23 protein-coding genes are annotated in these 25,981 nt (G+C 67.7%); 11 read left to right on the top strand and 12 right to left on the bottom strand.

From position 1 onward, the window contains the following. The first annotated feature begins 35 nt into the window (after positions 1 to 35). On the top strand, positions 36 to 1,577 hold the full coding sequence (locus QX204_RS08335) for a phospholipase C (RefSeq protein ID WP_301906001.1): 1,542 nt from the start codon (positions 36 to 38) through the stop codon (positions 1,575 to 1,577). A gap of 37 nt (positions 1,578 to 1,614) precedes the next feature. On the opposite strand, the gene QX204_RS08340 is transcribed toward QX204_RS08335, so the two are convergent. Then, complete coding sequence (locus QX204_RS08340) at positions 1,615 to 1,830, bottom strand: hypothetical protein (protein ID WP_062985677.1); 216 nt, start codon at positions 1,828 to 1,830, stop codon at positions 1,615 to 1,617. 149 nt (positions 1,831 to 1,979) lie between these two features. Between QX204_RS08340 and coaE the strand changes: the two genes are divergently transcribed. Together coaE and QX204_RS08350 are read left to right on the top strand one after the other, a co-directional pair. Further along, a complete protein-coding gene (gene coaE, locus QX204_RS08345) occupies positions 1,980 to 3,182 on the top strand; it encodes a dephospho-CoA kinase (protein WP_301906002.1) in 1,203 nt (400 codons plus the stop codon). A gap of 120 nt (positions 3,183 to 3,302) precedes the next feature. Further along, positions 3,303 to 3,734: a hypothetical protein gene (locus QX204_RS08350; RefSeq protein ID WP_301906003.1), complete on the top strand. Its 432-nt coding sequence runs from the start codon at positions 3,303 to 3,305 to the stop codon at positions 3,732 to 3,734. Positions 3,735 to 3,760: 26 nt separating this feature from the next. Here QX204_RS08350 and QX204_RS08355 read toward each other — a convergent pair whose 3' ends face one another. Together QX204_RS08355 and QX204_RS08360 are read right to left on the bottom strand one after the other, a co-directional pair. Beyond that, on the bottom strand, positions 3,761 to 4,312 hold the full coding sequence (locus tag QX204_RS08355) for a ribonuclease FAU-1 family protein (RefSeq protein WP_301906004.1): 552 nt from the start codon (positions 4,310 to 4,312) through the stop codon (positions 3,761 to 3,763). Positions 4,313 to 4,358: 46 nt separating this feature from the next. Next, positions 4,359 to 4,979, bottom strand: a complete 621-nt coding sequence (locus QX204_RS08360) for a ribonuclease FAU-1 family protein (protein ID WP_301906005.1) — start codon at positions 4,977 to 4,979, stop codon at positions 4,359 to 4,361. A 373-nt stretch (positions 4,980 to 5,352) separates the two neighbouring features. Between QX204_RS08360 and uvrB the strand changes: the two genes are divergently transcribed. After that, positions 5,353 to 7,530, top strand: coding sequence for an excinuclease ABC subunit UvrB (gene uvrB / locus QX204_RS08365; RefSeq protein ID WP_301906006.1), 2,178 nt, complete (start codon positions 5,353 to 5,355; stop codon positions 7,528 to 7,530). Between the two features lie 107 nt (positions 7,531 to 7,637). Here uvrB and QX204_RS08370 read toward each other — a convergent pair whose 3' ends face one another. Next, positions 7,638 to 8,105, bottom strand: a complete 468-nt coding sequence (locus QX204_RS08370; RefSeq protein WP_301906008.1) for a VOC family protein — start codon at positions 8,103 to 8,105, stop codon at positions 7,638 to 7,640. A 62-nt stretch (positions 8,106 to 8,167) separates the two neighbouring features. On the opposite strand from QX204_RS08370, the gene QX204_RS08375 reads away from it, so the two are divergent. From QX204_RS08375 to QX204_RS08385, 3 genes are all read left to right on the top strand, one after another. After that, positions 8,168 to 9,007, top strand: a complete 840-nt coding sequence (locus tag QX204_RS08375; RefSeq protein WP_301906009.1) for a helix-turn-helix domain-containing protein — start codon at positions 8,168 to 8,170, stop codon at positions 9,005 to 9,007. 129 nt (positions 9,008 to 9,136) lie between these two features. Next, positions 9,137 to 9,568 carry a hypothetical protein gene (locus QX204_RS08380; RefSeq protein WP_301906010.1) on the top strand — a complete coding sequence of 144 codons (432 nt, stop codon included), beginning with the start codon at positions 9,137 to 9,139 and terminating at the stop codon, positions 9,566 to 9,568. Between the two features lie 268 nt (positions 9,569 to 9,836). Then, positions 9,837 to 10,289: a universal stress protein gene (locus tag QX204_RS08385; RefSeq protein ID WP_062985536.1), complete on the top strand. Its 453-nt coding sequence runs from the start codon at positions 9,837 to 9,839 to the stop codon at positions 10,287 to 10,289. Between the two features lie 76 nt (positions 10,290 to 10,365). On the opposite strand, the gene QX204_RS08390 is transcribed toward QX204_RS08385, so the two are convergent. Continuing rightward, positions 10,366 to 10,746, bottom strand: coding sequence for a cupin domain-containing protein (locus tag QX204_RS08390; RefSeq protein ID WP_301906011.1), 381 nt, complete (start codon positions 10,744 to 10,746; stop codon positions 10,366 to 10,368). A gap of 11 nt (positions 10,747 to 10,757) precedes the next feature. Next, positions 10,758 to 12,194, bottom strand: coding sequence for an MFS transporter (locus QX204_RS08395; protein WP_301906012.1), 1,437 nt, complete (start codon positions 12,192 to 12,194; stop codon positions 10,758 to 10,760). Positions 12,195 to 12,311: 117 nt separating this feature from the next. Here QX204_RS08395 and QX204_RS08400 point away from each other — a divergent pair, with 117 nt between their 5' ends. Then, a complete protein-coding gene (locus QX204_RS08400; protein WP_301906013.1) occupies positions 12,312 to 12,935 on the top strand; it encodes a TetR/AcrR family transcriptional regulator in 624 nt (207 codons plus the stop codon). A gap of 3 nt (positions 12,936 to 12,938) precedes the next feature. On the opposite strand, the gene QX204_RS08405 is transcribed toward QX204_RS08400, so the two are convergent. Genes QX204_RS08405 through QX204_RS08415 form a run of 3 tightly spaced genes read right to left on the bottom strand, consistent with a single transcriptional unit; the run spans position 12,939 to position 16,994 of the window. After that, on the bottom strand, positions 12,939 to 15,224 hold the full coding sequence (locus QX204_RS08405; protein WP_301906014.1) for a HelD family protein: 2,286 nt from the start codon (positions 15,222 to 15,224) through the stop codon (positions 12,939 to 12,941). Positions 15,225 to 15,268: 44 nt separating this feature from the next. Continuing rightward, positions 15,269 to 15,604 carry an antibiotic biosynthesis monooxygenase family protein gene (locus QX204_RS08410; protein ID WP_301906015.1) on the bottom strand — a complete coding sequence of 112 codons (336 nt, stop codon included), beginning with the start codon at positions 15,602 to 15,604 and terminating at the stop codon, positions 15,269 to 15,271. A 13-nt stretch (positions 15,605 to 15,617) separates the two neighbouring features. After that, positions 15,618 to 16,994 (bottom strand): diguanylate cyclase domain-containing protein, encoded by a 1,377-nt coding sequence (locus QX204_RS08415; protein ID WP_301906016.1) that lies wholly within the window; start codon positions 16,992 to 16,994, stop codon positions 15,618 to 15,620. A 94-nt stretch (positions 16,995 to 17,088) separates the two neighbouring features. Between QX204_RS08415 and QX204_RS08420 the strand changes: the two genes are divergently transcribed. After that, entirely contained in the window at positions 17,089 to 18,234 is a 1,146-nt protein-coding gene (locus QX204_RS08420) for a beta-ketoacyl synthase N-terminal-like domain-containing protein (protein WP_301906017.1), read from the top strand. A gap of 1 nt (position 18,235) precedes the next feature. Here the strand turns inward: QX204_RS08420 and QX204_RS08425 are convergent, their stop codons facing one another. Next, complete coding sequence (locus tag QX204_RS08425) at positions 18,236 to 20,059, bottom strand: sensor histidine kinase (RefSeq protein WP_301906018.1); 1,824 nt, start codon at positions 20,057 to 20,059, stop codon at positions 18,236 to 18,238. 139 nt (positions 20,060 to 20,198) lie between these two features. On the opposite strand from QX204_RS08425, the gene QX204_RS08430 reads away from it, so the two are divergent. Beyond that, a complete protein-coding gene (locus QX204_RS08430) occupies positions 20,199 to 20,981 on the top strand; it encodes a sigma 54 modulation/S30EA ribosomal C-terminal domain-containing protein (protein ID WP_062985545.1) in 783 nt (260 codons plus the stop codon). A gap of 4 nt (positions 20,982 to 20,985) precedes the next feature. Here the strand turns inward: QX204_RS08430 and QX204_RS08435 are convergent, their stop codons facing one another. Beyond that, a complete protein-coding gene (locus tag QX204_RS08435; protein WP_056824462.1) occupies positions 20,986 to 21,618 on the bottom strand; it encodes a response regulator transcription factor in 633 nt (210 codons plus the stop codon). Between the two features lie 320 nt (positions 21,619 to 21,938). On the opposite strand from QX204_RS08435, the gene uvrA reads away from it, so the two are divergent. Continuing rightward, complete coding sequence (uvrA, locus tag QX204_RS08440) at positions 21,939 to 24,929, top strand: excinuclease ABC subunit UvrA (RefSeq protein ID WP_301906021.1); 2,991 nt, start codon at positions 21,939 to 21,941, stop codon at positions 24,927 to 24,929. A 464-nt stretch (positions 24,930 to 25,393) separates the two neighbouring features. Here the strand turns inward: uvrA and QX204_RS08445 are convergent, their stop codons facing one another. Beyond that, a complete protein-coding gene (locus QX204_RS08445; RefSeq protein WP_301906022.1) occupies positions 25,394 to 25,735 on the bottom strand; it encodes a DUF1844 domain-containing protein in 342 nt (113 codons plus the stop codon). Between the last annotated feature and the right edge of the window lie 246 nt (positions 25,736 to 25,981).

Genomic DNA, 25,981 nt, shown 5'->3' on the forward strand with positions numbered 1-25,981 from the left:
GCTCCATCCCCTACGGGAAAGGTGCTCCACCCACGATGAGTTCTGGTCCCTTCGCCGGTCTCAACCGGCGACAATTCCTTGCGAAGGCCATGGCCGCCGGTGCCGTGGGAACGCTTGCCACCTGGGCGAATCCGATTATCGATCGGGCCTTCGCCGCTGATCCGGTCGGCATGGGCGGGCTCGGCGATATCGAGCATTTCGTCTTGCTCATGCAGGAGAACCGCTCCTTCGACCACTATTTCGGCACGATGTCGGGGGTACGCGGGTTCGGCGAGGCGTCCACGTCGTGGCGTCAGTACGGGTGGTCGCCCGGAATCGGGCCCACCGCAACGGGTTTCGTCGAACCGTTCCGGCTCGACACCACTCGTGGCGCGACGCTGGACGGGGAGTGCATCAACGACCCCGACCACACCTGGCCCGGCATGCACAAGGCCTTCGCCGACGGGCGCAACGACGGCTGGATGCCGATGTCGGTGGCCTCGGTCGGGCCCGACAACGCGCCCGCGGCGATGGGTTACTACCTGCCGGAGGACATTCCGATCCACACCGAGCTCGCGCAGGCATTCACCCTCTGCGACAACTACCACTGCTCGGTGCTCGGCCCCACCGACCCCAACCGGCTGTACTGGATGAGCGCGAGCATCGACCCCGACGGCTCGGCGGGCGGTCCGCTGGTGGAGACGCCGACGCTGATCCCGAAGAACGTCTACAGCTGGCGCACCTACCCGGAGAACCTGTCCGAGGGCGGGGTCCCGTGGAAGATCTACAGCAATCGCGATGCCGGTCCGGCCTCGTCGATGATCCTCGACGGCATGATGGGTTGCTTCACGCAGGCCGCCGACCCGAATTCCGAACTGGCGCGCCGTGGTATCGCACCGATCTACCCGAACGACTTCCAGGCCGACGTCGCAAATAACACCCTGCCCGCGGTGTCCTGGGTGGTGCCGTCGCTACTGCACTGCGAACATCCCGCGCTGCCCGCGGCTTTCGGCGCGCTCGGGATCGTGCAACTGCTCGATATCCTCACCTCGAATCCGGCGGTGTGGGAGAAGACCGCGCTGATCATCAGCTACGACGAGAACGGGGGCTTCTTCGACCACGTCACCCCACCGACCCCACCGCCCGGCACCCCGGGTGAATTCCTGACGGTGCCATTGGACCGGGTGCCCGCGGCGGGCGGGATCGCCGGCCCGATCGGACTGGGCTACCGGGTGCCGTGCATGGTGATCTCGCCGTACAGTCGCGGTGGGCTGGTGGCCTCGCAGACCTTCGACCACACGTCCCAATTGCGTTTGCTGGAAACCAGATTCGGGGTCGACGTGCCGAACCTGACTGCCTGGCGACGCGGCATCACCGGCGACATGACCTCCACGTTCGACTTCGCGGCGGCGCCGAATGCCGCGAAACCGGTGCTGCCCGACCCGCGGCCCAAGGCCGACGCGGCGATCGTGCAGTGTGGTCCGAATATCGCGGCGGGCAGCCTGGGGCGGGGCGTGCCGTACCCGGTGCCGCCGAATGCGATGCCGACGCAACAGCCGGGAACCCGGCGCGCGCCGAGTGGTCTCGTCGGGGCGTGAGCCGGTGGTGGGCTCGGCGATGCGCCGGGCCCACCGATCAATTCGCGGCCGCGGCGGGCGACCAGTAGCCGGTGGCCATCCTGGGGCGTTTGCGCATCGCGGCGAAGCTGTGTCTGGCCGGGGAGAGCAGGGTACTGAACCAGGAGCGTCGGTATTCGGCGAGAGTTGCCGCCACGGCCGGGAATTCGATGCAGTGCACACCGCCCGGCATGCCGAGACGGTGGCGAGCCGTCCGGTCGTTCCTGGTACCCATGATCATCCCGTCGGTAGTCGTGCGGCCTTCTCGCCTGCGCGGTAGATTAATCCACTCGACGCGCCCGGCCGGGGATCTCCCGCCGCTGCGCGCGTGGGCGTGTCGTGGGACCTGCCCCGGCCCGTCGGTCGGGATGCGAGACTGGGCCCATGTTGCGGATCGGCCTCACCGGAGGCATGGGAGCGGGTAAATCCACAGTGGCGCGGACACTGGTCGAGCTAGGGGCGGTGCTCATCGACTCCGACGCGATCGCCCGCGAGGTCGTCGCCCCCGGCACGCCGGGCCTGACCGCGCTGGTCGAGGAGTTCGGTGAGCGAATCCTGAGCCCCGACGGCAGTCTCGACCGGCCCGCGCTGGCCGCGGTCGCCTTCGCCGATGACGTGTCGCGGGGCAAGCTCAACGCCATCACCCACCCGCTGGTCGGTGCCCGCACCGCGGAACTGATCGGCGACGCGGCCGCGGATGCCATTGTGGTGCAGGATATTCCGCTGCTCGTCGAGAACGGGCTCGCGCCGTTGATGCAGCTCGTCGTGGTTGTCGGGGCCGAGGAGGAGACCAGGCTGCGCAGACTGGTCGAACACCGCGGGGTGGCCGAAGCGGACGCGCGCGCCAGGATCGCCGCGCAGGCCACCGACGAACAGCGCCGTGCGGTCGCCGATGTGTGGCTCGACAACAACGGCGCACCGGAGGTGGTCGAGGAGCAGGTCCGGGACCTGTGGACGCGACGGTTGGTGCCGTTCGAGCGCAATCAGCGGGAGGGCGTCCGCGCGCGCGCCGAGTACCGCCTCGTCACCGACCCGGAATGGGACGTGCAGGCGCGCAGGATCATCGCGCGGCTGCATCTGGCGTGCGGCGCGTCGGCGGTGCGCATCGATCACGTCGGATCGACCGCGGTGCACGGCCTGCCCGCCAAGGACATCATCGACATCCAGGTGACGGTGGCCGACATGGCCACGGCCGAATCGCTGACCGACGCGCTCACGACGGGCGGGTTCCCACCGGCCACTCGGGTGACCCACGACAATCCGAAGCCGAGCGAGGGCGATCCCGACGGCACCGACCTCACCCGGTGGGGAAAACGCCTGCACGGCAATGCCGACCCCGGCCGACCCGCCAATATCCATCTGCGCGTGCAGGATTCACTGGGCCAGCGGTTCGCGCTGGACCTGCGCGACTGGTTGCGGGCGAACGACAGCGCGCGGGCGGAGTATCTGGCGGTCAAGCGCGGGGCCGAACTCGCGGCGGCGGATCTGACCTATGACGCGGCCGGTGATGCCTACTACGTGGTGAAGGAACCGTGGTTCGACGCCGTCTATCCGGTGGTCACCGAGTGGGCCCGCGCCCGCGCGTGAACCGCGCACCAATCTGTTAAACATCAATGTTTCGGAAACTGTCCGCACGCTACAGCGCGCTGTGTAAATTGTGCGAAGTCACTACAGGGTGACTCGATTCACAGGGAAGTTGTAGCGCCTATGACAACACATCACCGTCAGTTCGGCCGTGCGGGCTTCGGCATCACCGCCCTCGGCGCCGTGGCCGCCAGCGTCGTGCTGGCCGCTCCGCAGGCCTCGGCCTGGGTCGGCAATCTCGCCGTGGCCGGAACCGACCACAAGGTCGGTTGCAGCTACAAGTTGACGGCGAGCGTCGAGGTCGACCGGCTGACCTCGGTGAAGTTCACCGACAACGGGGTGGATATCCCGGGCAGCCCGGTGTCGCCGTCGCTGGTGTCGGGCACGGTGAGCATCACCTGGAAGCCGACCACGGCGGGCCAGCACAAGCTCGAGGCTCGGCAGCTGCTGATCAGTGACACGATCACCGTCACTGTCGGCCCGGCGGGCAGCACCGGCAGCGCGTCGTGCGGCGGCGGCCTCGCGGATCTGTTGCCGAGCCTGTCGGCGGGCTGACACCGGCTCCGCGAACCGCCCGGACCCTACCGAGGGCCGGGCGGTTCGTCGTTTCGGCGCCAGGTCAGGGTCATCCCGAAGGTGCTCAACCAGTCCTCGAGGGAATACCCGTGTGCCGCGATCCCGTCGATCGCGGCGGTCGCGTGTTCGATCGCGGCCTGGCATTGCGCGGCGTCGAGCAGGCCGTCGGTGTGCGCGGCCAGCAGCTCGTCGACATCGACGAGCCGCACGTCACGTCGGGTGCGCACCAGCAGATCGAGATAGTGGTCGACCGAGCGCCACAGCGTCGGCGACTCCCTGGTGAACGCGCCGACATCGACATAGATGTCCTGCCACTGCTCGACGCCGGGGTTGTAGTGGAGCTTCGACGCCCGCAGCGACAGATCGGGCAGCACCCACGATTCCAGGTAGTGGAAGTGTGCGTGATCGGAGTGGCGACCCATGTACAGGCCCCACGGCTCCACCCGGTAGGTCTCCACCGGCCGGACGAAGCCCTTGGGGTCGGTGTTCGTTCTGGCCGCGACGTCGAAGTACTCCACCTTGGGTGGATGCACGTGCACGGTGGATGCCTGCGTCATGAGCGCAGAATCTACCGGCGCGTGCCGACCCTCGCCCGATCGCCGGCTACATCCAGGTCAGCGTGATGTCGCGGGAGCGCAACCACTGTTCGACATCGTGGTCGTTGGCGGCCAAGCCGTCGAGCACGCGCGCGGCGCGTTCGAAGGCCCGATCGGCGTGCTCGGTGTCGACATGGCCCGCGGCGTGCGCGGCGAGCAGTTCACTCGACCCGGACAGCGTCGACGACCGGCCGCGCCGCACTGCGATGTCGAGGAAGTAGTCGGTGGCCCGCCACCGTTTCGGCCCGACCTGGACGAACTCGACGATGTCGAGCACGTAGTCGTGGCTGCGGTGATGGCCCGGCCGATCGTGGCTGATGGTGGCGCGAACGGCGTGGCCGGGCAACATCCACGACTCCTCGTAGCGACCGTGCGGCCGGTCGAGGATGCGGGCCAGGTAGATCCCCCACGGTTGGACCTCGTACCGGTCGACCGCGTGGATGTAGCCCTTGGCGTCGGTGCTGGACAGCTCGGCGAGGTCGAAGTACTCGACCCGGGGTCTGGCGGACGGTGCGACGGGCGTCGGATCAGTGGGCGGTGCGTGCGGGCCGCGTATCTCTCTGGCGAAATAGCCGGCGAACCCGGTTACCGCTGGAGCCGCGACGAGCAGGGGAAGCAGAACGCTCATGGCCTTGTCCTTCACCACGTGCCGATGATCAGCTCAGGGTACGCCCGGGTCGGGGTCAGTGGCGGGTTCGATTCGAGACCACCATCGTCGAATATCCTTGGTACAAAGGACTTTTCGGACATCGGGCGCAATGCCGGGCATTCGCCGCGTTCGAACGTCATCGCCTATACCAGGGGAAACGGCAGTCGCCGCCGGTTTGCGTGCCTGTGGTCGTCGTCATCATCGCGCAGCGCTGTGACGGTATCGATGAGCAGAAGTTCACGGGAACGACAACGAGGTGACCGACGGTCGTCGGCGCGGCGCGTGGTGTGGCGAACGGGAGCCCTGCTCGCCGGAGCCAGAACGTGTCAGTGGTCGCGCCTAAGCTGGGTCCATGGCATTCGCAACCGAGATCCCGACGGAAGGGTACGAAGAGCGGGGTCACCCGATCGCCCATTCCGAACACCGCCCCGTCGGCACGATCGAGCGCTCGGGCGCCCGGTTCGAGGTGGTCAGCGAGTACTCACCCGCCGGCGACCAGCCCGCGGCCATCGCGGAGCTCGAGCGCCGGGTGAACGCGGGGGAGAAGGACGTCGTCCTGCTCGGTGCCACCGGTACCGGTAAATCGGCGACCACGGCGTGGCTGATCGAGAAATTGCAGCGGCCCACCCTGGTGATGGCGCCGAACAAGACCCTCGCCGCGCAGCTCGCCAACGAGCTGCGCGAGATGCTGCCCAACAACGCGGTCGAGTACTTCGTCTCGTACTACGACTACTACCAGCCCGAGGCGTACATCGCCCAGACCGACACCTACATCGAGAAGGACAGCTCGATCAACGACGACGTCGAGCGGCTGCGGCACTCGGCGACCTCGAGTCTGCTCTCGCGTCGCGATGTCGTCGTGGTCGCGTCGGTGTCGTGCATCTACGGACTCGGCACCCCGCAGTCGTACCTGGATCGGTCGGTGCAGCTCGAAGTCGGCGGCGAGATCGACCGCGACGCGTTGCTACGCCTGCTCGTCGACGTGCAGTACACCCGCAACGACATGGCCTTCACCCGTGGCTCGTTCCGGGTGCGCGGCGACACCGTCGAGATCATCCCGTCCTATGAGGAGCTGGCGATCCGCATCGAGTTCTTCGGTGACGAGATCGAGGCGCTCTACTACCTGCATCCGCTCACCGGTGATGTTGTGCGCCAAGTCGATTCGGCGCGCATCTTCCCGGCCACCCACTACGTGGCGGGCCCGGAGCGGATGGAGCGGGCGGTCGGCGACATCGAGGCCGAACTGGCCGCGCGGCTCGAGGAATTCGAGCGTCAGGGCAAGTTGCTCGAGGCGCAGCGGTTGCGCATGCGCACCGAATACGACCTGGAGATGATCCGTCAGGTCGGCTTCTGCTCGGGTATCGAGAACTATTCGCGCCACATCGATGGGCGTCCGGCAGGTTCGGCGCCGGCCACCCTGCTCGACTACTTCCCCGACGATTTCCTGCTGGTGATCGACGAATCGCACGTCACGGTGCCGCAGATCGGCGGCATGTTCGAAGGTGACATGTCGCGCAAGCGCAACCTGGTCGATTTCGGTTTCCGGTTGCCCTCGGCAGTCGACAACCGTCCACTGACCTGGGAGGAATTCGCCGGACGCATCGGTCAGGCGGTGTATCTGTCGGCGACTCCCGGCAACTACGAGCTGGGTCAGGTCGGTGGCGAGGTGGTCGAGCAGGTCATCCGCCCGACCGGCCTGGTCGACCCGAAGGTCGTGGTCAAGCCCACCAAGGGGCAGATCGACGACCTGGTGCACGAGATCCGCGAGCGCGCGGAGCGCAACGAGCGGGTCCTGGTCACCACGCTCACCAAGAAGATGTCCGAAGACCTCACCGATTACCTGCTCGGCCTCGGCGTGAAGGTCCGCTACCTGCACTCCGAGATCGACACGCTGCGCCGCGTGGAACTGCTCCGGCAGCTGCGCCTGGGCGAATACGACGTGCTCGTCGGCATCAACCTGCTGCGCGAGGGCCTCGACCTGCCCGAGGTGTCGCTGGTGGCGATCCTCGACGCCGACAAGGAAGGCTTCCTGCGGTCGAGCACCAGCCTCATCCAGACCATCGGCCGCGCGGCGCGCAATGTGTCCGGCGAAGTACACATGTACGCGGACAAGATCACCGACTCGATGCAGCACGCCATCGAGGAGACCGACCGTCGCCGGGCAAAACAGATCGCCTACAACACCGAACACGGCCTCGACCCGCAGCCGCTGCGCAAGAAGATCGCCGACATCCTCGACCAGGTGTACACCGAGGCCGAGGACGAGGTGGCGGTCGGCGGATCGGGCCGCAATGCCAGCCGCGGCAGGCGCGCTCAGGGTGAGCCGGGCCGGGCCAGTTCGGGCATCTACGCCGAACGCGATGTGAAGTCGATGCCTCGGGCCGAATTGGCTGCCCTGGTCACCGAACTCACCGCGCAGATGATGAACGCCGCCCGCGAATTGCAGTTCGAACTGGCTGGCCGGTTGCGTGACGAGATCGCTGACCTGAAGAAGGAGCTGCGCGGGATGGACGCCGCGGGGATTTCCTGACCATGCCGACGCCACGGCCTCCGGGCTGCCCCGCCTCCGAGCCGCGCGCCCGATCGCGCGCGTGCTGCTCGGAGGCGAGGCCACTGTGGACCCGGCCCGGTCGGTCGTTACGCCTGCTCGGCCATCCACGCGGCGACACGGCGGTCGGCCTCTTCCTTCGAGACGTCCTCGACGCGGGTGATCACCGCCCAGCGGTGGCCGAAGGGGTCGATCACCACGCCGTAGCGGTCGCCGGTGACAAAGGTCTGCGGCTCCTCGGCGCTGCGGGCACCGTGTTCGAGCGCACGGGCGATCACCGCGTCCACATCGGGGCAGTAGTGCACCACCGAGGTGTGCACCCAGTCCTGCGGCGCGCGAACATTGCTGTCGGGGATGGGCATTCCGAGCTGCAGGGTGGAATCACCGATGAGCAGTTCGGCGTGCGCGGGCTGGCCGTCGGGCTGATCGGCGCGGCTGAGCACCTTCGCCTCGAAGACCGCGGTGTAGAAGTCGATGGCCGCGTTTCCGTCCGGTACGGCCAGGAAACAGGTGATGGAGTGGTAGCCCTCGGGAATGGGCGCAACGGGATCGGTCATGACTCCGATCCTGCTCCGGCGCCGACAGCCCGTCTTGTAAGAACACGACAGATCGGCCGGTGATGACGGCGGCACCGGATCCCGGTGATGTGAAAGGAATTCTGCACCCCGAGGAGCAGGCCAGACACCGATCGTTGAACCGGCTCGGGGTCGGACCCGCGCTGGCCGAGTTCGCGGACCGGTATTGGGTGGTGCGCTGGGATCTGCGCGGGCAGCCCAGTTATTCGGCCGAGGTGCTGTCGTTTCCGTGCGTGAATGTCACCTTCGAGCGCAGCACCACTCGCACCGGCGGTTTCGTCAACGGTGTGTGCACGACGAAATACGTGCGTGAACTCGCCGGGGAAGGCGAGACCTTCGGAATCCGGTTCGCCCCCGGCGGCTTCGGTGCGTTCACCGGCATAAATGTGGGAGCCCTGCGTGATGATTCGGCGCCGCTGGGCGCGGTGATACCCGAGGCTGCGGAGCTGGCCGAGCAAGTGCTGACCGAACAGTCCGACGAGCGCAGACGGGTCATCGTCGAGGAATTCTTCGCGGGCCGTGGACGCACCGACGATCCGCACTACGCGCTGGTGACGCGCATCGTCACGGCCATGGCCGAGGATCCGGAGCTGACCAGGGTCGACCAGGTCACCGATCGGTTCGCGATCCCGATCCGCACCCTGCAGCGGCTGTTCCGCCGCTATGTCGGGGCCGGTCCGAAATGGGTGCTGTGCCGGTTCCGGTTGCAAGATGCCGCAGATCTGCTCGCACGCGGCCGCCCTGATCTCGCGGTACTGGCCGCCGAGCTCGGCTATTTCGACCAGGCACATTTCAGTCGTGAATTCACCGCCGAGATCGGGATGTCGCCGATGGAATATGCCCGCAGCGCACAAGCGGTGAGCGCGGTCCCCGCCGCGCGGTGATCGTGCGTACAGACCCAAGAAGTAGGGGGTCTGAAATATTGTCATTCAAACTAAAGACGGTGGCGTTCGTCGATAGTGTCTGCGCATTCGCAGCGGCAGCTGCTGCGTGGAGAAGTCAGGACATCAACAGTGACAACATCTTTCGAACGGACCTCGCGTTTCGGCGGGGCTCTCGCGACCGCATTGGCCGCCACGGCCTTGCTCGCACCGGGCGCGCACGCCGATATCTCGGACGGCCAATGGGTCGGCGTATCGAGCTCCGATCCGCAGGTCGGCTGTTCCTACACCCTGGTCGCGGTCAACGTCGTCGGCTACAGCTCCGGCAATACCGGCGCGCCGGTGACCTTCTACGACAACGGCGTGGTGATCGGCACGGTCGAGGTCCCGACGATCGGCGAGACCAAGACCTCGTGGCGTCCCACCGCCGCCGGCGCGCACGAGGTGACGGCGAAGGTCGACAGTTTCAACCGGTCCTGGTGGATCACCCCCGCCTCGGTGACCGTCGCCCCGAATACCGGTACCGGAAGCGCCGCCTGCGGGCTCCCGAGTTTCTCCGGCTGATGTGATCAAAGTCCCAGGCGCACTGCGGTGTTGATTGTGTTGTGATAGGCCACAATTTCTTCGACCTGCGGTCTTATTGCCGCAGGTCGATCTTCTCCACTGTCGCGAAGGCCACCGTGACAACGGGTAGCGGCGTCAACACTCCCGGTGTGATCTGTTGCGATTTCTGATAAATCGGCCGGATTTGGCGTTAGGGTCGAGCCAATTGCCGCGCTGACGCTCGATTCCCGAGTGGTTCGGTGCTGGCACCGACCAAGTTGGAGGAGAGATGACCGCCTACCGGACCATTGTCGTCGGTACTGATGGCTCGGATTCGTCGTACGTGGCGGTGGAGAAGGCCGCGGCGCTCGCCGGGGACGCTGGGGCAACTCTCGTGCTGGCCTGCGCCTTCTTCCCGACCGACGATCGCGACGTCGCCGCCGCCGCCGATGTGCTCAAGGACGAGGCCTACCAGGTCCGTGGCTCGGCCCCGACCAACGAGATCCTGCTTGTCGCCCGGGAGAAGGCCGTGGCCGCCGGTGCGAAGAACATCGTCGATCGCGCGATCGTCGGTGAGCCGGTGGATTCGCTGCTCGACCTCGTCAACGAGGTGGACGCGGACCTGCTCGTCGTCGGCAACCGAGGCCTCAACACCCTCACCGGGCGCCTGCTCGGCTCCGTCCCCTCGGATGTAGCCCGCAAGTCCCGTTCGGACGTGCTGATCGTGCACACCGTCCGCTAGTTCACTGTCGGTACTGAAAAGGTCGAGGGCGCCGGGAAACCGGCGCCCTCGACCTTTTTCGGCGGGTAGCCGCCGGTTAGCGTGCGACGGGCTCCTGCCTGGTGCCACCGCGCAGCCCGATCGACATGATGTCGGACGGTTCGTCGAGTTCGATTCTGTGCCAGCGGTTGCGCGGCACGAGGAACGCGGTTCCCGCCGTGAGCCGCACCGCGGTTTCCGCCTCGTCCGGACGCTCCGGCCGCAGATAGAGCCGCAGCGAACCGGCGAGGCAGCACACCGCTTCCTCGCTGGAGGGGTGCATCTCCCACTGGTCGGCGTGGACGTCGGCGTCGGTGTCGACATGGAAGGCGGCCAGTTGCCAGCCGCCCGACGCGGCGGCCATGCGGCGCGGGCCCGATCGCACCGCGCCTTCCGGCTGGAAGTGCAGGGCGCCGGCGAACAGATCGATGGGTGTCATCGGGGTTCCTTTCATGGGGTCACCGCGGGAATGTCCTCGCGGACCGGGTTTTCGGTGCGGTCGAGCCGGGTGGGTAGGACGGTGGCCGCGACTACCGCGGCGGCGGCGAACAGCACAGCGGCGATCGCCAACGCGAGGGCGTAGCCGTTGTTGAGCGCGACCGGATCGGCGCTCGCGCCGGTGCGACCCGCCGCAAGCGTGGCCAGTACGGCGACGCCGACGCTGCCGCCGAGTTGGCGGGCACTGTTGAAGGCGCCGGAGGCCATCCCTGCTTCGCCGGGTGCCACGCCGCTGACGGCTGCCACCGCGACGGGGGCGAGGCAGAGTCCGAGCCCGAAGCCGCCGACGATCGACGGCCCGAGGACATCGGTGAGGAAGCCGCCGTCGGGGCTGATCAGTGCGAACCAGCCGATGCCGACGGCGGTCAGCAGACCGCCGCCGACCAGCAATGGCTTGGGGGAGATATGGACGCCCATTCGGGTCGCGACGAGGGTGCCCACGATGACGCACACCGAGAACGGGAGGAAGGCGGCCCCGGTGGCTCCCGCGCTCATGTGCAGTACCTGCTGCATATACAGCGACACCAGGTAGAAGGCGGAGAATTGACCCGCGGCGGCGCAGAAGACGAACAAACCGGCACCGCTCACCCAGCGGTTGGCGAAAAGGCCCAGCCGCAACAGCGGGTTCGTCGAGCGTGCCTCGACCACGAGGAAGCCCGCGAGCAGCGCTGCCGCTACGGCGAGGGTCACGCCTGTCTCGGGAGAAGCCCAGCCGTAGCGGTCGGTGCGGATCACGCCGGTGACGAGTAGTCCGATACCGCCCGTCGCCAGCACCGCGCCGGCGATATCGAGCGGGGTCCGCCTACCCGTCGGTGCGTCGGCGGGTACGCCCCTGATCAAGGCGAACCCCGCGATCGCGACGATCGGGATATTGACCAGCATCACCCAGCGCCAATTCGCGTACTCGGTGAGTAGTCCGCCGACGAGCACGCCGAGCGCGCCACCCGCGGCGTTGACCCCACCCCAGACGCCGAGCGCTCGGACGCGGGCCCGCCCTTCGGAAAAGGTCGTGGTGAGCGTGGCGAGTGCGGCCGGTGCGATAGCCGCGGCCCCGATGCCCTGTGCGGCACGCGCGGCCACCAGTTGCCATGGCTCCTGCGCGAATCCGCCCGCGAGCGAAGCGATCGCGAAGAAGAGCAGTCCGCCCGCGAACAGCCTGCGCCGTCCGTACAGGTCACACGCCTTGCCGCCGAGCAGCAGGAAACCGCCGAAGGTCAGGGCGTAGATGTGCACCACCCAGGCCAGGTCGAGCGGTGCGAAGCCGAGCGCGTCGCCGATCGACGGGAGCGCCACATTCACGACCGCCATATCGAGAGCGATCACGAACTGTGCGATGGCGACCGCGGTCAGCGCGGTGCCGGGACGAGGGGGAGAAGTGTTTCTATACACGTATAAAAACTAACTCCGCCGCAGCCCCTTGTCCACACCCTGGCTTCGCCTGGGCAAGATGGGACCATGCCCACCTCCCAGTCGGACCAACCAGCGCGTACCGGTAGACCTGCGCGCATGTCCCGCGCGGACATCGTCGCGGCGGCGCATCGGGTGATCGGCGCCGACGGCGTGGAGAAGCTGACGATGCGCAGGCTCGCCACCGAACTCGGCTGCACGCCGATGGCGCTCTACCACCACGTCCGCGACAAACAGGACCTGCTGCGCCTGCTCCTCGACGACTACGCCGACGCGATTACCTGGCCCGCGCTTCCGGACGACCCGCGGCAGCGAATCCTGGTGGCCGCCACCGCGATGCGCGACGCCCTCTCGGCCCACTCGTGGATCGTGGACGTGCTCGCCGACGGCGACCTGCTCGGCCGCTCGGCGCTGTGGTTCCCCGAGACCATCATCGACGCGGCGATCACCGCCGGCCTTCCCCTCGAGCGCGCGGTGGCCGCGTACCGCACCATCTGGCATTACACGGCGGGCGAGCTGATCGTCACCGGCCGAGCGGCGCGGCGCGCCGAGGAAGGGCCGACCTACCGCGCGGAGGTCTTCGCGAACCTCGACCCCGAGCAACTGCCCCGGTTGGCCGAGATCGGTTCCCGCTGGACCGAATTCGACGTCGACAGCACCTACGCCGCCGGGCTGGAGGCGCTGGTCACCGGCTTGCTCGCGTCAACGGCGCTCCGGTCGTGACCGCTAGCCCAACGAGGACAGCACCTCGGGAAGCTGCTCGGTGTGCACCACGGCCAGCCGCTGGGTCGCGCGGGTGAGCGCGACATACAGGTCGTTGAGTCCGCGCGGGGACTCGTCCAGGATCGCTTGCGGCTCCACCAGGTACACGCGGTCGAACTCGAGGCCCTTCGCGTCGTGCACGGTGAGCACCTGAACGGATTCGCCTGCCAGCGAGGACAATTCGGGCACCCAGGCCGCGGGTGCCAGGACCGCGGAGGTGCCGGGACCGTGCTCGGCTTCGAGCAACCGGGCGACCTCGCCCACCACGTCGGCGGGCGGCACCCGGTAGGCGCGCGGGGGATTGCCGGTCTCGCGAACCGAACGCGGCGCCTCGGCGCCCGGATCGATCGCGGCGAGCACGTCGGCCGCGACCGCCATGATCTCGGCGGGGGTGCGGTAGTTCACCGTGAGCTCGGTGAGCTTCCAGCGTTGTGCCACATAGGGTTCCAGCACCCGCTGCCACGACGACGCGCCCGCCGGATCGCCGGTCTGGGCGACATCGCCGACGACGGTGATCCAGCGATTCGGGATGCGGCGCATCACCATTCGCCACGCCATCTCCGAGAGTTCCTGTGCCTCGTCGACGATCACGTGCCCGTAGGTCCAGGTCCGGTCGCCCGCCGCGCGTTCGGCGGTGGTCTGCCGGTTGCCGAACTCCTGGCGTTGAGCCAGCTGGGAGGCGTCGATGAGGTCGTAGGCCATCAGGATCTCGGGATCGAGTTCGTCCTCGATGTCCTGTGGTGCGGAACCGGTGAGGATGTCGAGGGCGTCCTGGGCCTCCTCGATCTGGGCCCGCCACCGGCGACGCGAGCGTTCGCGCTCCTCGGTGTCGTCGACGCCGAGCAGTTCGGCCAGCTCGTCGAGCAGCGGGGCGTCGGCCGCGCCGAACATGCCGTCGTCGGAACGCACCAACTCGGCGCGATCCTGCGCGCTCAGCGTCTTGGCCGCGCGGTCGAGGCGGGCCGGGTCGGCGAGCAGATCCGCGAGCACGTCCTGGGGCGACAGCACCGGCCACAACGCGCTGATCGCGGCCTGCACGTGCGGGTCGGCGCGCATCTCGTCGCCGATCTCGCTGAGGTCGGCGGAACTGAGCAGGCTCGTGCCACCGGACAGATCGGCGCCCATCGTCGCGGCGAGCTGATCGGTGAGCGCGTCGATCACCGCCGACGCGAAGATCGGCCTGGCCAGGTTGTGCGGGCGCCGCGAGGAGCGGGCCCGACCGCGCGCCCTGGTCGCGATCTTGCGATCCAGGGTCACCGGATAGCCGTCGAAAGCGAGGCGAACCGGCTCCGACGGCACTTCCTGACGGTCGCGCACCGCCTGCTTGAGCACCTCGAGCATGTCCAGTGAGCCCTTGATCTCCCCCGCGCGCAGCGAATCCTCGCGCACCGCCTTCACACCCGGATACAGGTCGCCGATGGTCGACAGCAGCACACCGGTCTCACCGAGCGAGGGCAGCACCTGACCGATGTAGTCGAGGAAGGTGGCGTTCGGGCCGATGATCAGCACGCCGCTCTTGGCCAGCTGCTGACGGTAGGTGTAGAGCAAGAACGCCGCGCGATGCAGCGCGACCGCGGTCTTGCCGGTACCCGGCCCGCCCTGCACCACGAGCACGCTCTTGTGCTCGGAGCGGATGATCGCGTCCTGCTCGCTCTGGATCGTCTCGACGATGTCGTTCATGTGCCCGGTGCGCGCGGCGTTGAGCGCCGCCAACAGCGCGCTCTCGCCGCCGACACCGTCATCGACGCCGACCACACCGTCGCGTCGGGCCGCATCGAGATCGAGGTACTCGTCGTTGATCGCGGTCACCGCGCGATTGCGCGAGCGGATGTGCCTGCGTCGGGTGACGTCTTCGGGATTGGCGGTGGTGGCCAGATAGAACGGGCGGGCCAGCGGGGCGCGCCAGTCGAGCAGCAGCGGCTCGTAGTCGTTGTCCTCGTCGAGGATGCCGAGCCTGCCGATGTAGCGCGCCTCGTCCTCGGTGCCCTCGAGATCGATTCGGCCGAAGCACAGCCCGTGCTCGGCGGCGTCGTATTTGGACAGGTCCTCGTTGTAGAGCTGGGTGAACGACTCGCGCTCACTGCGCGCCTGCGGCGTGCCACCGGATTCCAGGAGCACGGTCTTGAGCCGGTTCTGCGCGTACTCGCGCATGGCGTCGAGCCGGTGGTAGAGCACCGAGAGGTACTGCTGCTCCTGTTCGATCTCGCGGTTGTTCGCGGCGGGGGAGACGTCGGCGAGGCGGTCGGGCAAAACAGGACTCCTTTGTCACCGCGTTGAGAACAGAGTTGTCGAGTCTACGTGTCCGCGGGCGTGGCCGCCGCGACCGGGAAGACTTCGTCACCGAGGACCGGTGTGAAGTGTTCGACCACCGGGAAAGGCTCGTAGAAGTGGTGCAACAGCGCACGCCAGCGCTGGTATTCCGGCGACTCACGGAATCCCACCGTGTGGTCGGTCAACTGTGCCCACCGCACCAGCAGCAGATAGGCGTCGGGCCGCTCGACGCAGCGCGACAACGACAACCCGCCGAAACCGGGCATTGCCGCGATGATCGGATACGCCTGCGCGAAGGCGGCCTCGAAATCGGCGGCGACACCGGGACGCACGGGGAGCAGCACGTGTTCGACGATCACGCCGACCAGTCTGTCAGGAGGCGTGGGTGTTGTTCGAGCGTCGATTCTGACCGAGACCGAGCTCACGATGCGCCGACGGCTTGTCGCGGTACATCGCCAGGTCGGCGTCGTGCAGCACGGCCTCGGGCGTGCGGTTCTCGTGCGGGCCGAGTTCGGTGATGCCGACCGAGGCGCTCACCTCGAGGCGGTGACCGCTGGCGATGATCGGGTCCGCCATCGTGATGCGCAGCCGCTCCACCAGTGCGGGCAGGTCGGCGCGCTGTGGATGGCCCGCCAGCAGCACCAGGAATTCGTCGCCGCCGAGTCGTCCGACCAGGTCCTCGCTGCGCAGCGCCTGCTGCAGCCGCTGGGCGACGATCTGCAGCACCGTGTCGCCGATGGCGTGCCCCAGGGTGTCGTTGATCGCCTTGAAGCCGTCGAGGTCGATGAACAGCACCGTGGTGACCATGCTGCCGCCCTCGTGTGCCAGCGCCGAGGCCAGCTGCGACAGGATCAGGGAACGATTGGCGAGCCCGGTCAGTGCGTCGTGGGTGGCCTGGAACTCGAGCTGGCGCCTGCTGGCCCGGTACGCGGTGATGTCGGAGAACGAGGACACCCCGGAGGAATCCGGGCTTTCCGGGTTGAGCAAGCGGCAGTTACACGACACCCACACCTGGTGTCCGTCGGCGCGCTCGACACCGAAGACGAACTGGGTGACCACCTCGCCGGTCGCGAGGGTGTGCGCCATCGGATGCTTGCCCGGCGGCAACGGCTGCCCGGCGCTGTCGAGCATCTTCATCGGCAGGTCGCCGAAGAGACGCCCGATGACCTCCTCGTCGTCGGCGATGCCGAATATGCGTTTGCCCGCGGGGTTGATCGACTCCAGGCGACCCCGCCGATCCACGACGAGCACGCCTTCCTCGAGCTGGGACACCACGGTCGTGAAATACGATTCCGCCCGCCGCGCCGATGCCTCGGCCGCCCGCTGTGCGGTGAGGTCGTGCACGACCACCTGGTAGGCCGGTTCGCCCTGCCACACGGTCAGGACCGACACCGTCTGCACCGGGACCGTTCGCCCGTCCACCCGGACGAGGTCCATATCGGCGGGCGGCGATGCCGAACCCTCGGCGGTGAGCTGGTCGATCCGTTCGAGCATGGCCGCCACAGAATCGGGGTGGACGAACACGGTGATCGACAAGCCGATCACGTCGTCGGCCGAGCGGGCGCCGAGCAGGCGCACCATGGCCGGATTGACGTAGACGATCGTCCCGGACTCGTGCACACAGATGGCATCGGGAGTGTGTTCGACCAGCGACCGGTAGCGCTGCGCGAGCTGTTCGGCGCTCGCCGCGTCGGTCCTTCCTTCTCCCACTGCGAAACCCCCGATCTGGGCCTGGTCTGCGAACGGCATACCGGACTAGTCTGGTGATCCTTCATGAAAATCCGCGAGGAGCGATGTGACACCGGATGTGCTCACGGGCGGCATGACCCACCGAACCGATTCTATGTCGCTTGCCGGAATCGGTGTTGTCTCGAGTTACGGGTGGGGTCGCGAATTGCTCTGGCAGGGATTGTTGGGGGGAAAACCGGCTGCCCGTTTGTACCCCGGTTACGGGCCCCGACGCGATGAGCATGCCTGGGTCGGGCGGATACCCGACGGTGGTGACGCGGCGCACGGAACCGGCCTGTTCGGGCGTGCCGTCTACGCCGCGGCCGCCGAGGCGATCGACGACGCGCAGGCCCGTGGGTGGCGCCGCGAAGGCCGCACCGTGGGCCTCATCCACGCGTTCACCCTGGGTGATGTCGCCGACTGGCGCGATTTCTACCGTCGCGACGACGGCCATCGGCGCTCGCGCGATTACCTGCGGATGCTGCCGTCGACACCCATTTCGGTGGTGATGCAGGAGTTCGGCTTCCACGGGCCCGCGATGAATGTGTCGGCGGCGTGCAGTTCGGGCAACGTCGCCCTGCTGACGGCGAAGATGTGGCGTGACGCCGGTCTGGTCGACGATGTGTTGTGTGTCACAACCGACCTCTCCGCCACCCCGGACATGCTCGAACATTTCGTCGGCCTCGGCGCCGCGATCGCCGAGGCGGAACCGTTCACCGCCTGCAGACCCTTCCAGGAGGGCTCGCTCGGTTTCACCATGGCGGAGGCGTCGGTGGCGCTGCTGCTCACCGACGCGGTCGAGCTGCCCTACGCGCGACTGCTCGGCGGCGCGATGACCAACGACGCCTTCCATGTCGTCTCGGTCGATCCCGGCCACGCCCAGATCATCGCGTGCGTGCAGCGCGCACTGGCCGACGCCGGGATCGACGCCGCCGACGTGGCGTACTACAACGCGCACGGCACCGGGACCAGGCAATGCGATGCCGCCGAACGCGATGTGTTGACCACCGTTTTCGACGACCGGCCCGTCATCGCCGCGCTCAAACCCCTCACCGGGCACTGTCAGGGCGCGTGCGCGGCGATCGAGGTCGCCACGATCGCACTGTCCTATGAGCGGGGCATCGTCGCGTCGGCGCCGATCGTGGCGCCCGCGCACCCGCGACTGCTCGACGGCCCGACCCCGCTGATCGAGGGCCCGACGGTGAAACTGTCGATGGGAATGGGCGGCAACAACGCCGCCGTGGTCCTGGCCCCCGCCTGACTCAGTCCTCGCCCGTCTCGGGTCCGGCCGCGAGGGCGAACCCGCCGGTCGTCGGCGCGTCCTGGGGCAGCGGCACCGCCCAGCGCAGCTGCGTGCCCGGCATCTCGGGGTGGTTGCCGTCGGCGTCGGGGCGCTCGGCCGGACCGATCTCGAAGTTCCCGCCCGCCTCCTGCGCGCGTTGTTCGAGATTGCGCAGCCCGCTGCGGATGACGTGGGCGGGGATGCCCCAGCCGTTGTCGGACACCATGATCACCAGATCGTCGGCCACCTCGATCACGATGGCGACGGTGTCGGCGCCGGAGTGGCGCACCGCGTTGCTCACCGCCTCGCGCACCACCGCCTCGGCGTGGTCGGCCAGTTGCGGATCGAGCACCGACAGTGGGCCCGATACCTGGATCGTCGCGCGCAGGGCGATGTCGGCGGTCTGGCGCCGGATCGCCACTTCGAGACGCTGCTGTAGTCCCTCGCTGTGGCCGGAGCTGCCCGCGTGCAGATCGAAGATGGAGGTGCGGATCTCCTGGACCACTTCTTGCAGATCCATGATTACCGTCGAAAGTCGTTGCCGCACTTCGGGAACCACTGCTTTGGGCATGGTCGCCTGTACGGTGAGGCCGATCGCGAACAGTCGCTGGATCACATGATCGTGCAGGTCGCGCGCGATCCGATCGCGGTCGGCGACGAGGTCGAGTTCGCGCATCCGCTGCTGCGCGTCGGCCAACCGCACCGCCAACGCGGCCTGATCGCAGAACGCCGCGGTCAGCTCGAGCATCTCGTCGGAATAGGGTGCGAAACCCGGCGGCCGGAACGTCACCAGGACCCCGAGGGTGGCATCGGGCGTGCACAGCGGCAGCACGAGAGCCGGTCCGGCACCGGGTAGTTCGGCCACGGGGAACTCGACGCCGAGCGAGACCTTCGACACATCGTCGAAGCGCAGTGGCGTCCGCCTGCTGAACGCGTCGCCCACCACCGTCCCCGCGATCGGAATGGTCTGCCAGTCCTGGCCCGCGTCGGGGCCGGTCCACTGTGTGACCACCAACTCGCTGATTTCACCGGGCAATTCGTCGGGCACCGGCACCGAGGCGAGGAAGGCCTGATGCGATCCGGTCAGTCCGCGCGCGTGATCGACCACATGGCCCAGCACCCGGTCGGATTCGGTGCCGGCCAGGAATTCGGTCGCGATATCGCGGGTGGCCTCGATCCACGCCTGCCTGGTGCGTGCCTGCTCGTAGAGTCGCGCGTTGTCGACCGCGATCCCCGCCGCGGCCGCCAACGCCAGGACCAGGACTTCGTCTTCCTCGGTGAACGGCTGCCCGTCGGATTTTTCGGTGAGATAGAGGCTGCCGAAGACTTCGTCCCGAATACGTACGGGCACACCGAGAAAGGTGTGCATCGGCGGATGTCCCGCCGGGAAACCGATCGAGGATTCGTGCTGGGTGAGATCGGCCAGCCGCAGCGGCGCCTTGTGGGCGAACACCGCGCCGAGCACGCCGTGGCCCGCGGGTAATCGCGCGATCCGGTCGCGGATCTGATCCGGCATGCCCTCGTCGATGAACTGCGCGACCTGCTGATCGTGGCCGCGCACCGCCAGCGCGCCGTAGCGGGCGTCGACGAGGTTCATCGCGGTCCGCACGATGGTGCGCAGGGTTTCGTCCAGGTCCAGACCCGCGGTGACCGTGAGCATGGCCTCGACGAGACCGTCCATCCGATCGCGCGAACCGATCATCACTTCGACCCGATCGGCGACCTCGCCGAGCAGGCTGCGCAACATCTGCCGCGACACCGTCTGGTCAGCCGAATAGCGGCCGCCCCGACCGTCGTTCGCCATCGCAGTACCCCGTCTTCGCAGCTCCTCGAGTGAGTCCATTCGAAGTCTAGTCCGCAATGAGGGGACTTTCGGCCCTTCACTCGCACCGGCGGTAGTGGTGGCATTGGGCACCGGGAATTGGGATCGAGAAGTGGGGCACATGATGAATTCGTTGTCGAGCACCCAGCACTGGACGACCGCCGCGGACCCGGAGCTCGCCGTGACCACCCGCGGCGAAGTGCCGGCCCAGGATGTCACCCGTGCTGTTCGCGCCATCACCCGCGTGATGCGCAGGCACCACCTCGACAGTCCGGCCAGGGTGCGCGTCACCGCGCCGCAGGGCTACGACGAGCCGACTCTGGTGCAGGCCAATATCCGTACCAACGACACCTTCACCCGCGTCCAGGTCACCGGGCCCGGCGGTTTCGCGGTCACCTTCGCCGCCGAACGGCTCGACCGTCAGCTCGCCCGGCGCGCGGGCAAGGAAGCGCGCGGCGCGTGGCCCGATCCGGCCCGTCGCCCGCTGGCCCAGATCACCGAGACGCGACCGATCATCCGCCGCAAGGACTGTGCGCTGATGACCGGCACCCCGCTGGAAGCCAGCACCGTCCTGGACGCGATGGACTACGACGCCTACCTGTTCACCGATGCCGACACCGGCGAGGACGCCATCGTCACCTGGGCGGACCCGCACGGTGTCGCGCTGGCCAGGCAGCGGCACACCGCCGCGGCGGACTCGTCGGCCGAGCTGCCGCTGACCGCGAGCGCGATGCCGGTGCGCGTGGTTCAGGACGCGGCTCCCATCTTCGCCGAGGACGAAGCCTCCGACGCGTTGTGCGCCGCCGGGCTGCCCTACCTGTTCTTCACCGACAGCCACAGCGGCCGCGGGAACCTGCTCTACCGCCGCTACGACGGCGACCTCACCATCGTCGTCCCGTCCTGAGCCCTCACGGCTCGCGCAGTTTCGTCGCCAGGACGGCGGCCTGGGTGCGTCGCTCCACACCCAGTTTCGCCAGCAGTCGCGATACGTAGTTCTTGACCGTTTTCTCCGCGAGGAACATGCGCGCGGCGATCTGCCGGTTGGTCAGGCCCTCGCCGAGCAGTTCGAGTAGTCGGCGTTCCTGGTCGGTGAGCCCGGCCAGCGGCCCCGATGGTTCGGCGCTGCGGCGCAGACGGGCGCGCAGCGCGTCGGCCGCTCGGGTATCGAGCAGCGAGTGGCCCGCGCCCACCTGTTTGATCGCGTCGGCCAGTTTCATCCCGTCGATGTTCTTCACCACATAGCCGCTGGCGCCGGCCAGGATGGCGTCGAGCATGGCGTGCTCGTCGGAGAACGAGGTCAGGATCAGGCAGTGCAGGTCGTCGAACTCCGCGAGCAGGTTGCGGCACAGTTCGATGCCGTTGCCGTCGGGTAGCCGCACGTCGAGGACCGCGACGTCGGGGCGGGCCTCGCGGATGCGCACCATCGCCTCGGCGACGCCGCCTGCCTGACCGATCACAGTGAGTTCTGGATCACCCTCGAGCAGGTCGATCAACCCTCGCCGCACGATCTCGTGGTCGTCGACCAGGAATACCTCGAGCACGCCGGCTCCTTCATCATGTCGAACGATTCCCCCCTGGCGTCAAACATAATCCGCATCACCGAAATCGTGGGCGTAGAGCCGAAACTCGACGACGACGACCCGACCGCGAGGAAGGTCGGAGGTTCGCGGCCGTGCCGTCGATCCGGTGCCGTCGCGTCGGTGCGGAAGGAGCGGGCAACGGCGCCTGATCCACAGGACGGGAGTGGCCGCGAACGCGAGCGCACCCGCGCTCCAGCCAAACCTGTCGGACCCCCGGCCTAGCATTGTCGGCGGGGGATTATGTCCGATCGGCGGATGACGATGGAGAAGGGATTCACCAGGTGGCGGAACGCCTCACTGTGCGCGGAGCTCGGGAACACAACCTGAAAGGTGTAGACCTGGATTTGCCGCGCGACAGCCTGATCGTGTTCACCGGTCTGTCCGGTTCCGGGAAGTCGAGCCTGGCGTTCGACACGATCTTCGCCGAGGGGCAGCGCCGCTACGTCGAATCGCTGTCGGCCTACGCGCGACAGTTCCTCGGGCAGATGGACAAGCCGGATGTCGACTTCATCGAGGGTCTCTCGCCCGCGGTGTCGATCGACCAGAAGTCGACCAACCGCAACCCGCGGTCCACGGTCGGCACCATCACCGAGGTCTACGACTACCTGCGCCTGCTCTACGCCCGCGCGGGCACGCCGCACTGCCCGGTGTGTCACGAGCTGATCGCCAAGCAGAGCCCGCAGCAGATCGTCGACCAGGTGCTCGCCATGGACGACGGCCTCAAGTTCCAGGTGCTCGCGCCGGTGGTGCGTACCCGCAAGGGTGAGTTCGTCGACCTGTTCGACCAGCTCAAGACCCAGGGTTACTCGCGCGTGCGGGTCGACGGGGTGGTGTATCCGCTCACCGATCCGCCGAAGCTGAAGAAGCAGGAGAAGCACGACGTCGAGGTGGTCATCGACCGCCTCTCGGTCAAGGCCGCCTCCAAGCAGCGCCTCACCGACTCGATCGAGACCGCGCTGCGCCTGGCCGACGGCATCGTCGTGCTCGATTTCGTCGACCGCGACGAGCACGCCCACGACCGCGAGCGCCGCTTCTCCGAGCGCCTGGCCTGCCCCAACGGTCACCCCCTCGACATCGAAGACCTCGAGCCGCGCTCGTTCTCCTTCAACTCGCCCTACGGCGCCTGCCCCGACTGCACCGGCCTCGGCATCCGCAAGGAAGTCGACCCGGAACTCGTGGTGCCCGATCCGGACCTGAGCCTGGCCGACGGCGCGATCGCTCCGTGGTCGCGCGGGCAGACCGCCGAGTACTTCAACCGATTGCTCTCCGGCTTGGCCGAGGCGGTCGGCTTCTCCATGGACACCCCGTGGCGCGATCTGCCCGCGAAGGCACGTAAGGCCGTGCTGGAAGGCAGCTCCGACCAGGTACACGTCGCCTACACCAACCGCTACGGCCGCAAGCGCTCCTACTACGCCGATTTCGAAGGCGTGATGCCGTTCCTGCAGCGGCGCATGGAGAACACCGAGTCCGAGCAGATGAAAGAGCACTACGACGGCTATATGCGCGATGTGGCGTGCCCGGTCTGCAACGGTTCACGACTGCGCCCGGAGATCCTGGCCGTCACCCTCGCCGCCGACGGCACCGACAAGTCGATCGCCGAGGTCAGCGAGCTGTCCATCGGCGACTGCGCGCACTTCCTGAACTCGCTCACGCTGGGGGAGCGCGAGACCGCGATCGCCGGTCAGGTGCTCAAGGAGATCCAGGCCAGGCTCGGCTTCCTGCTCGATGTCGGCCTGGAATATCTCACGCTCTCGCGCGCCGCCGCGACCCTGTCCGGTGGTGAGGCCCAGCGCATCCGGCTGGCCACCCAGATCGGTTCGGGCCTGGTCGGTGTCCTCTATGTCCTCGACGAGCCCTCGATCGGCCTGCACCAGCGCGACAACCGCAGGCTCATCGAGACGCTGCTGCGCTTGAAGAAGCTGGGCAACACCCTGATCGTCGTCGAGCACGACGAGGACACCATCCGGGCGTCGGACTGGGTGGTCGACATCGGTCCGCTCGCCGGCGAACACGGTGGCCGGGTTGTGCACAGCGGCACCTACGCCGAACTGCTCGACGTGCCCGAATCCCTCACCGGCGCTTACCTTTCCGGTCGCGAGCAGATCGAGCTGCCGTTGGTGCGCCGCGCGATCGACAAGAAGCGCAGGCTCACCGTCGTCGGCGCCACCGAGCACAATCTGCGCAATGTCGACGTGGCGTTCCCGCTGGGGGTGCTCACCGCGGTCACCGGTGTCTCGGGTTCGGGCAAGTCGACCCTGGTCAACGACATCCTGGCCACCGTCCTGGCCAACAAGCTCAACGGCGCCCGTCAGGTGCCGGGCAGGCACACCAGAATCAACGGTCTCGACAACCTCGACAAACTGGTGCAGGTCGACCAGTCGCCGATCGGTCGTACCCCCCGCTCGAATCCGGCCACCTACACCGGCGTCTTCGACAAGATCCGCACCCTGTTCGCCTCCACCACCGAGGCGAAGGTGCGCGGCTATCAGCCCGGCCGGTTCTCGTTCAACGTCAAGGGCGGTCGCTGCGAGGCCTGCTCGGGCGACGGCACGCTCAAGATCGAGATGAACTTCCTCCCGGACGTCTACGTCCCCTGTGAGGTCTGCCACGGCGCCCGCTACAACCGGGAAACCCTCGAGGTGCACTACAAGGGCAAGACCATCGCCGAGGTTCTCGACATGCCGATCGACGAGGCCGCCGACTTCTTCGAGGCGATCACCTCGATCCACCGCTACCTCAAGACCCTCGTCGAGGTCGGCCTGGGTTATGTGCGCCTCGGCCAGAGCGCGCCGACCCTGTCCGGCGGTGAGGCCCAGCGCGTGAAACTGGCCGCCGAACTACAGAAGCGGTCGATGGGGCGCACCGTCTACATCCTCGACGAGCCGACCACGGGGCTGCACTTCGAGGACATCCGCAAGCTGCTCAAGGTGATCAACGGACTGGTCGACAAGGGCAACACGGTGATCGTCATCGAGCACAACCTCGATGTCATCAAGACCGCCGACTGGGTCGTCGACATGGGCCCCGAGGGTGGTTCCGGCGGCGGCACCGTGGTCGCCACCGGCACCCCCGAAGACATCGCCGCGGCGTCGGACAGCTACACCGGACAGTTCCTCAAAGAGGTACTGGCCGCGCCCGCACCGAAGAAGCCCGCGGCGAAGAAGACCGCACCGAAGAAGGCTGCCGAGAAAGCCGCCCCCGCGGCCAAGAAGGCACCGGCGGAGACGGCCGCGGCCAAGCGGTTGGCCCGAAAGGCGGCCGCGCTGCGCTGAACCCGGCTACCTTCTTTCGAGACATCCCGAAAGGGACTTTCCTAAAGCGCCACGAAGTGAAACAGTCGTAGGTAACATTCGCCTCACCGTCCCCGGATCGCCGGGTCGTAGCGGTTTGTCGACGGCTCGATCGTCGTGTAGTTCGAAAGGAACGTCCTCATGGATGAAGCCACCACGGCGCTCATCGCCCAGATTCTCGGTTTCCTCGCCGGCGGGTCCTCGTTGGCTTACGAGCCCACCAAGCCGACCGTCTGACCTGGATTCGAAAGGAACGCCTGTAATGGATACCGGAAGCGCCGCCCTGCTCACCGCACTCGCGAACATGATCTCCTCCGGATCGGCCGTGTCGGTCACCCCCGGTGGCCCCACGCCGACCCCCGTGGTCTGAGTCGCGACGTTCGTTCGCAGCACAGAAAAGATCCGCCGACGCACTGCGTCGGCGGATCTTTTCGTTGACAGAACTCTCAGTGCACCGGGCCGGTGTACTTCTCGCCGGGGCCCGTCCCCGGCGCGTCCGGCACCGACGACGCCTCGCGGAACGCGCGCTGCAGCGCCTGCAGGCCCTCGCGGATCGGACCCGCGTGCGGGCCGAGGTACTCCACCGACGCGGTGACCAGCCCGGCCAGCGCGGTGATCACCCGGCGCGCCTCGTCGAGGTCGACGCCCGCACCCGAATTCGGGCTCTCCTCGGCCAGGCCCAGCTTCTCCGCGGCCGAGCTCATCAGCATCACGGCAGCTCGGCTGATCACCTCGACGGCGGGGATGTCGGCCAGGTCGCGCACAGGAGGATCGAGCTCGTCAGTCATGCTGATCAGGCTATAGCGAGCCGGATTCCGGATGCTCGGGCCAGGTGCGATTCGGTCATAGCCCAACGCCATGCTAGGCTGTTCGCTGACGACCGCCCCTGGATGTGTCATGCATCCGTGGGGCAGATAAGTGGAGCCCGACTCCCACCGTTACCGGCGAGCATTCGTTCGGATAAACGGTCCCGGTCACCCGCTCATTGTGGTGGGTTTCCCGTGTGCCTGGCACGCGGGGGTCGACAACCGAGC

The organism is Nocardia sp. PE-7 (genome assembly GCF_030486425.1).
GTDB classification, from domain to species: domain Bacteria; phylum Actinomycetota; class Actinomycetes; order Mycobacteriales; family Mycobacteriaceae; genus Nocardia; species Nocardia salmonicida_A.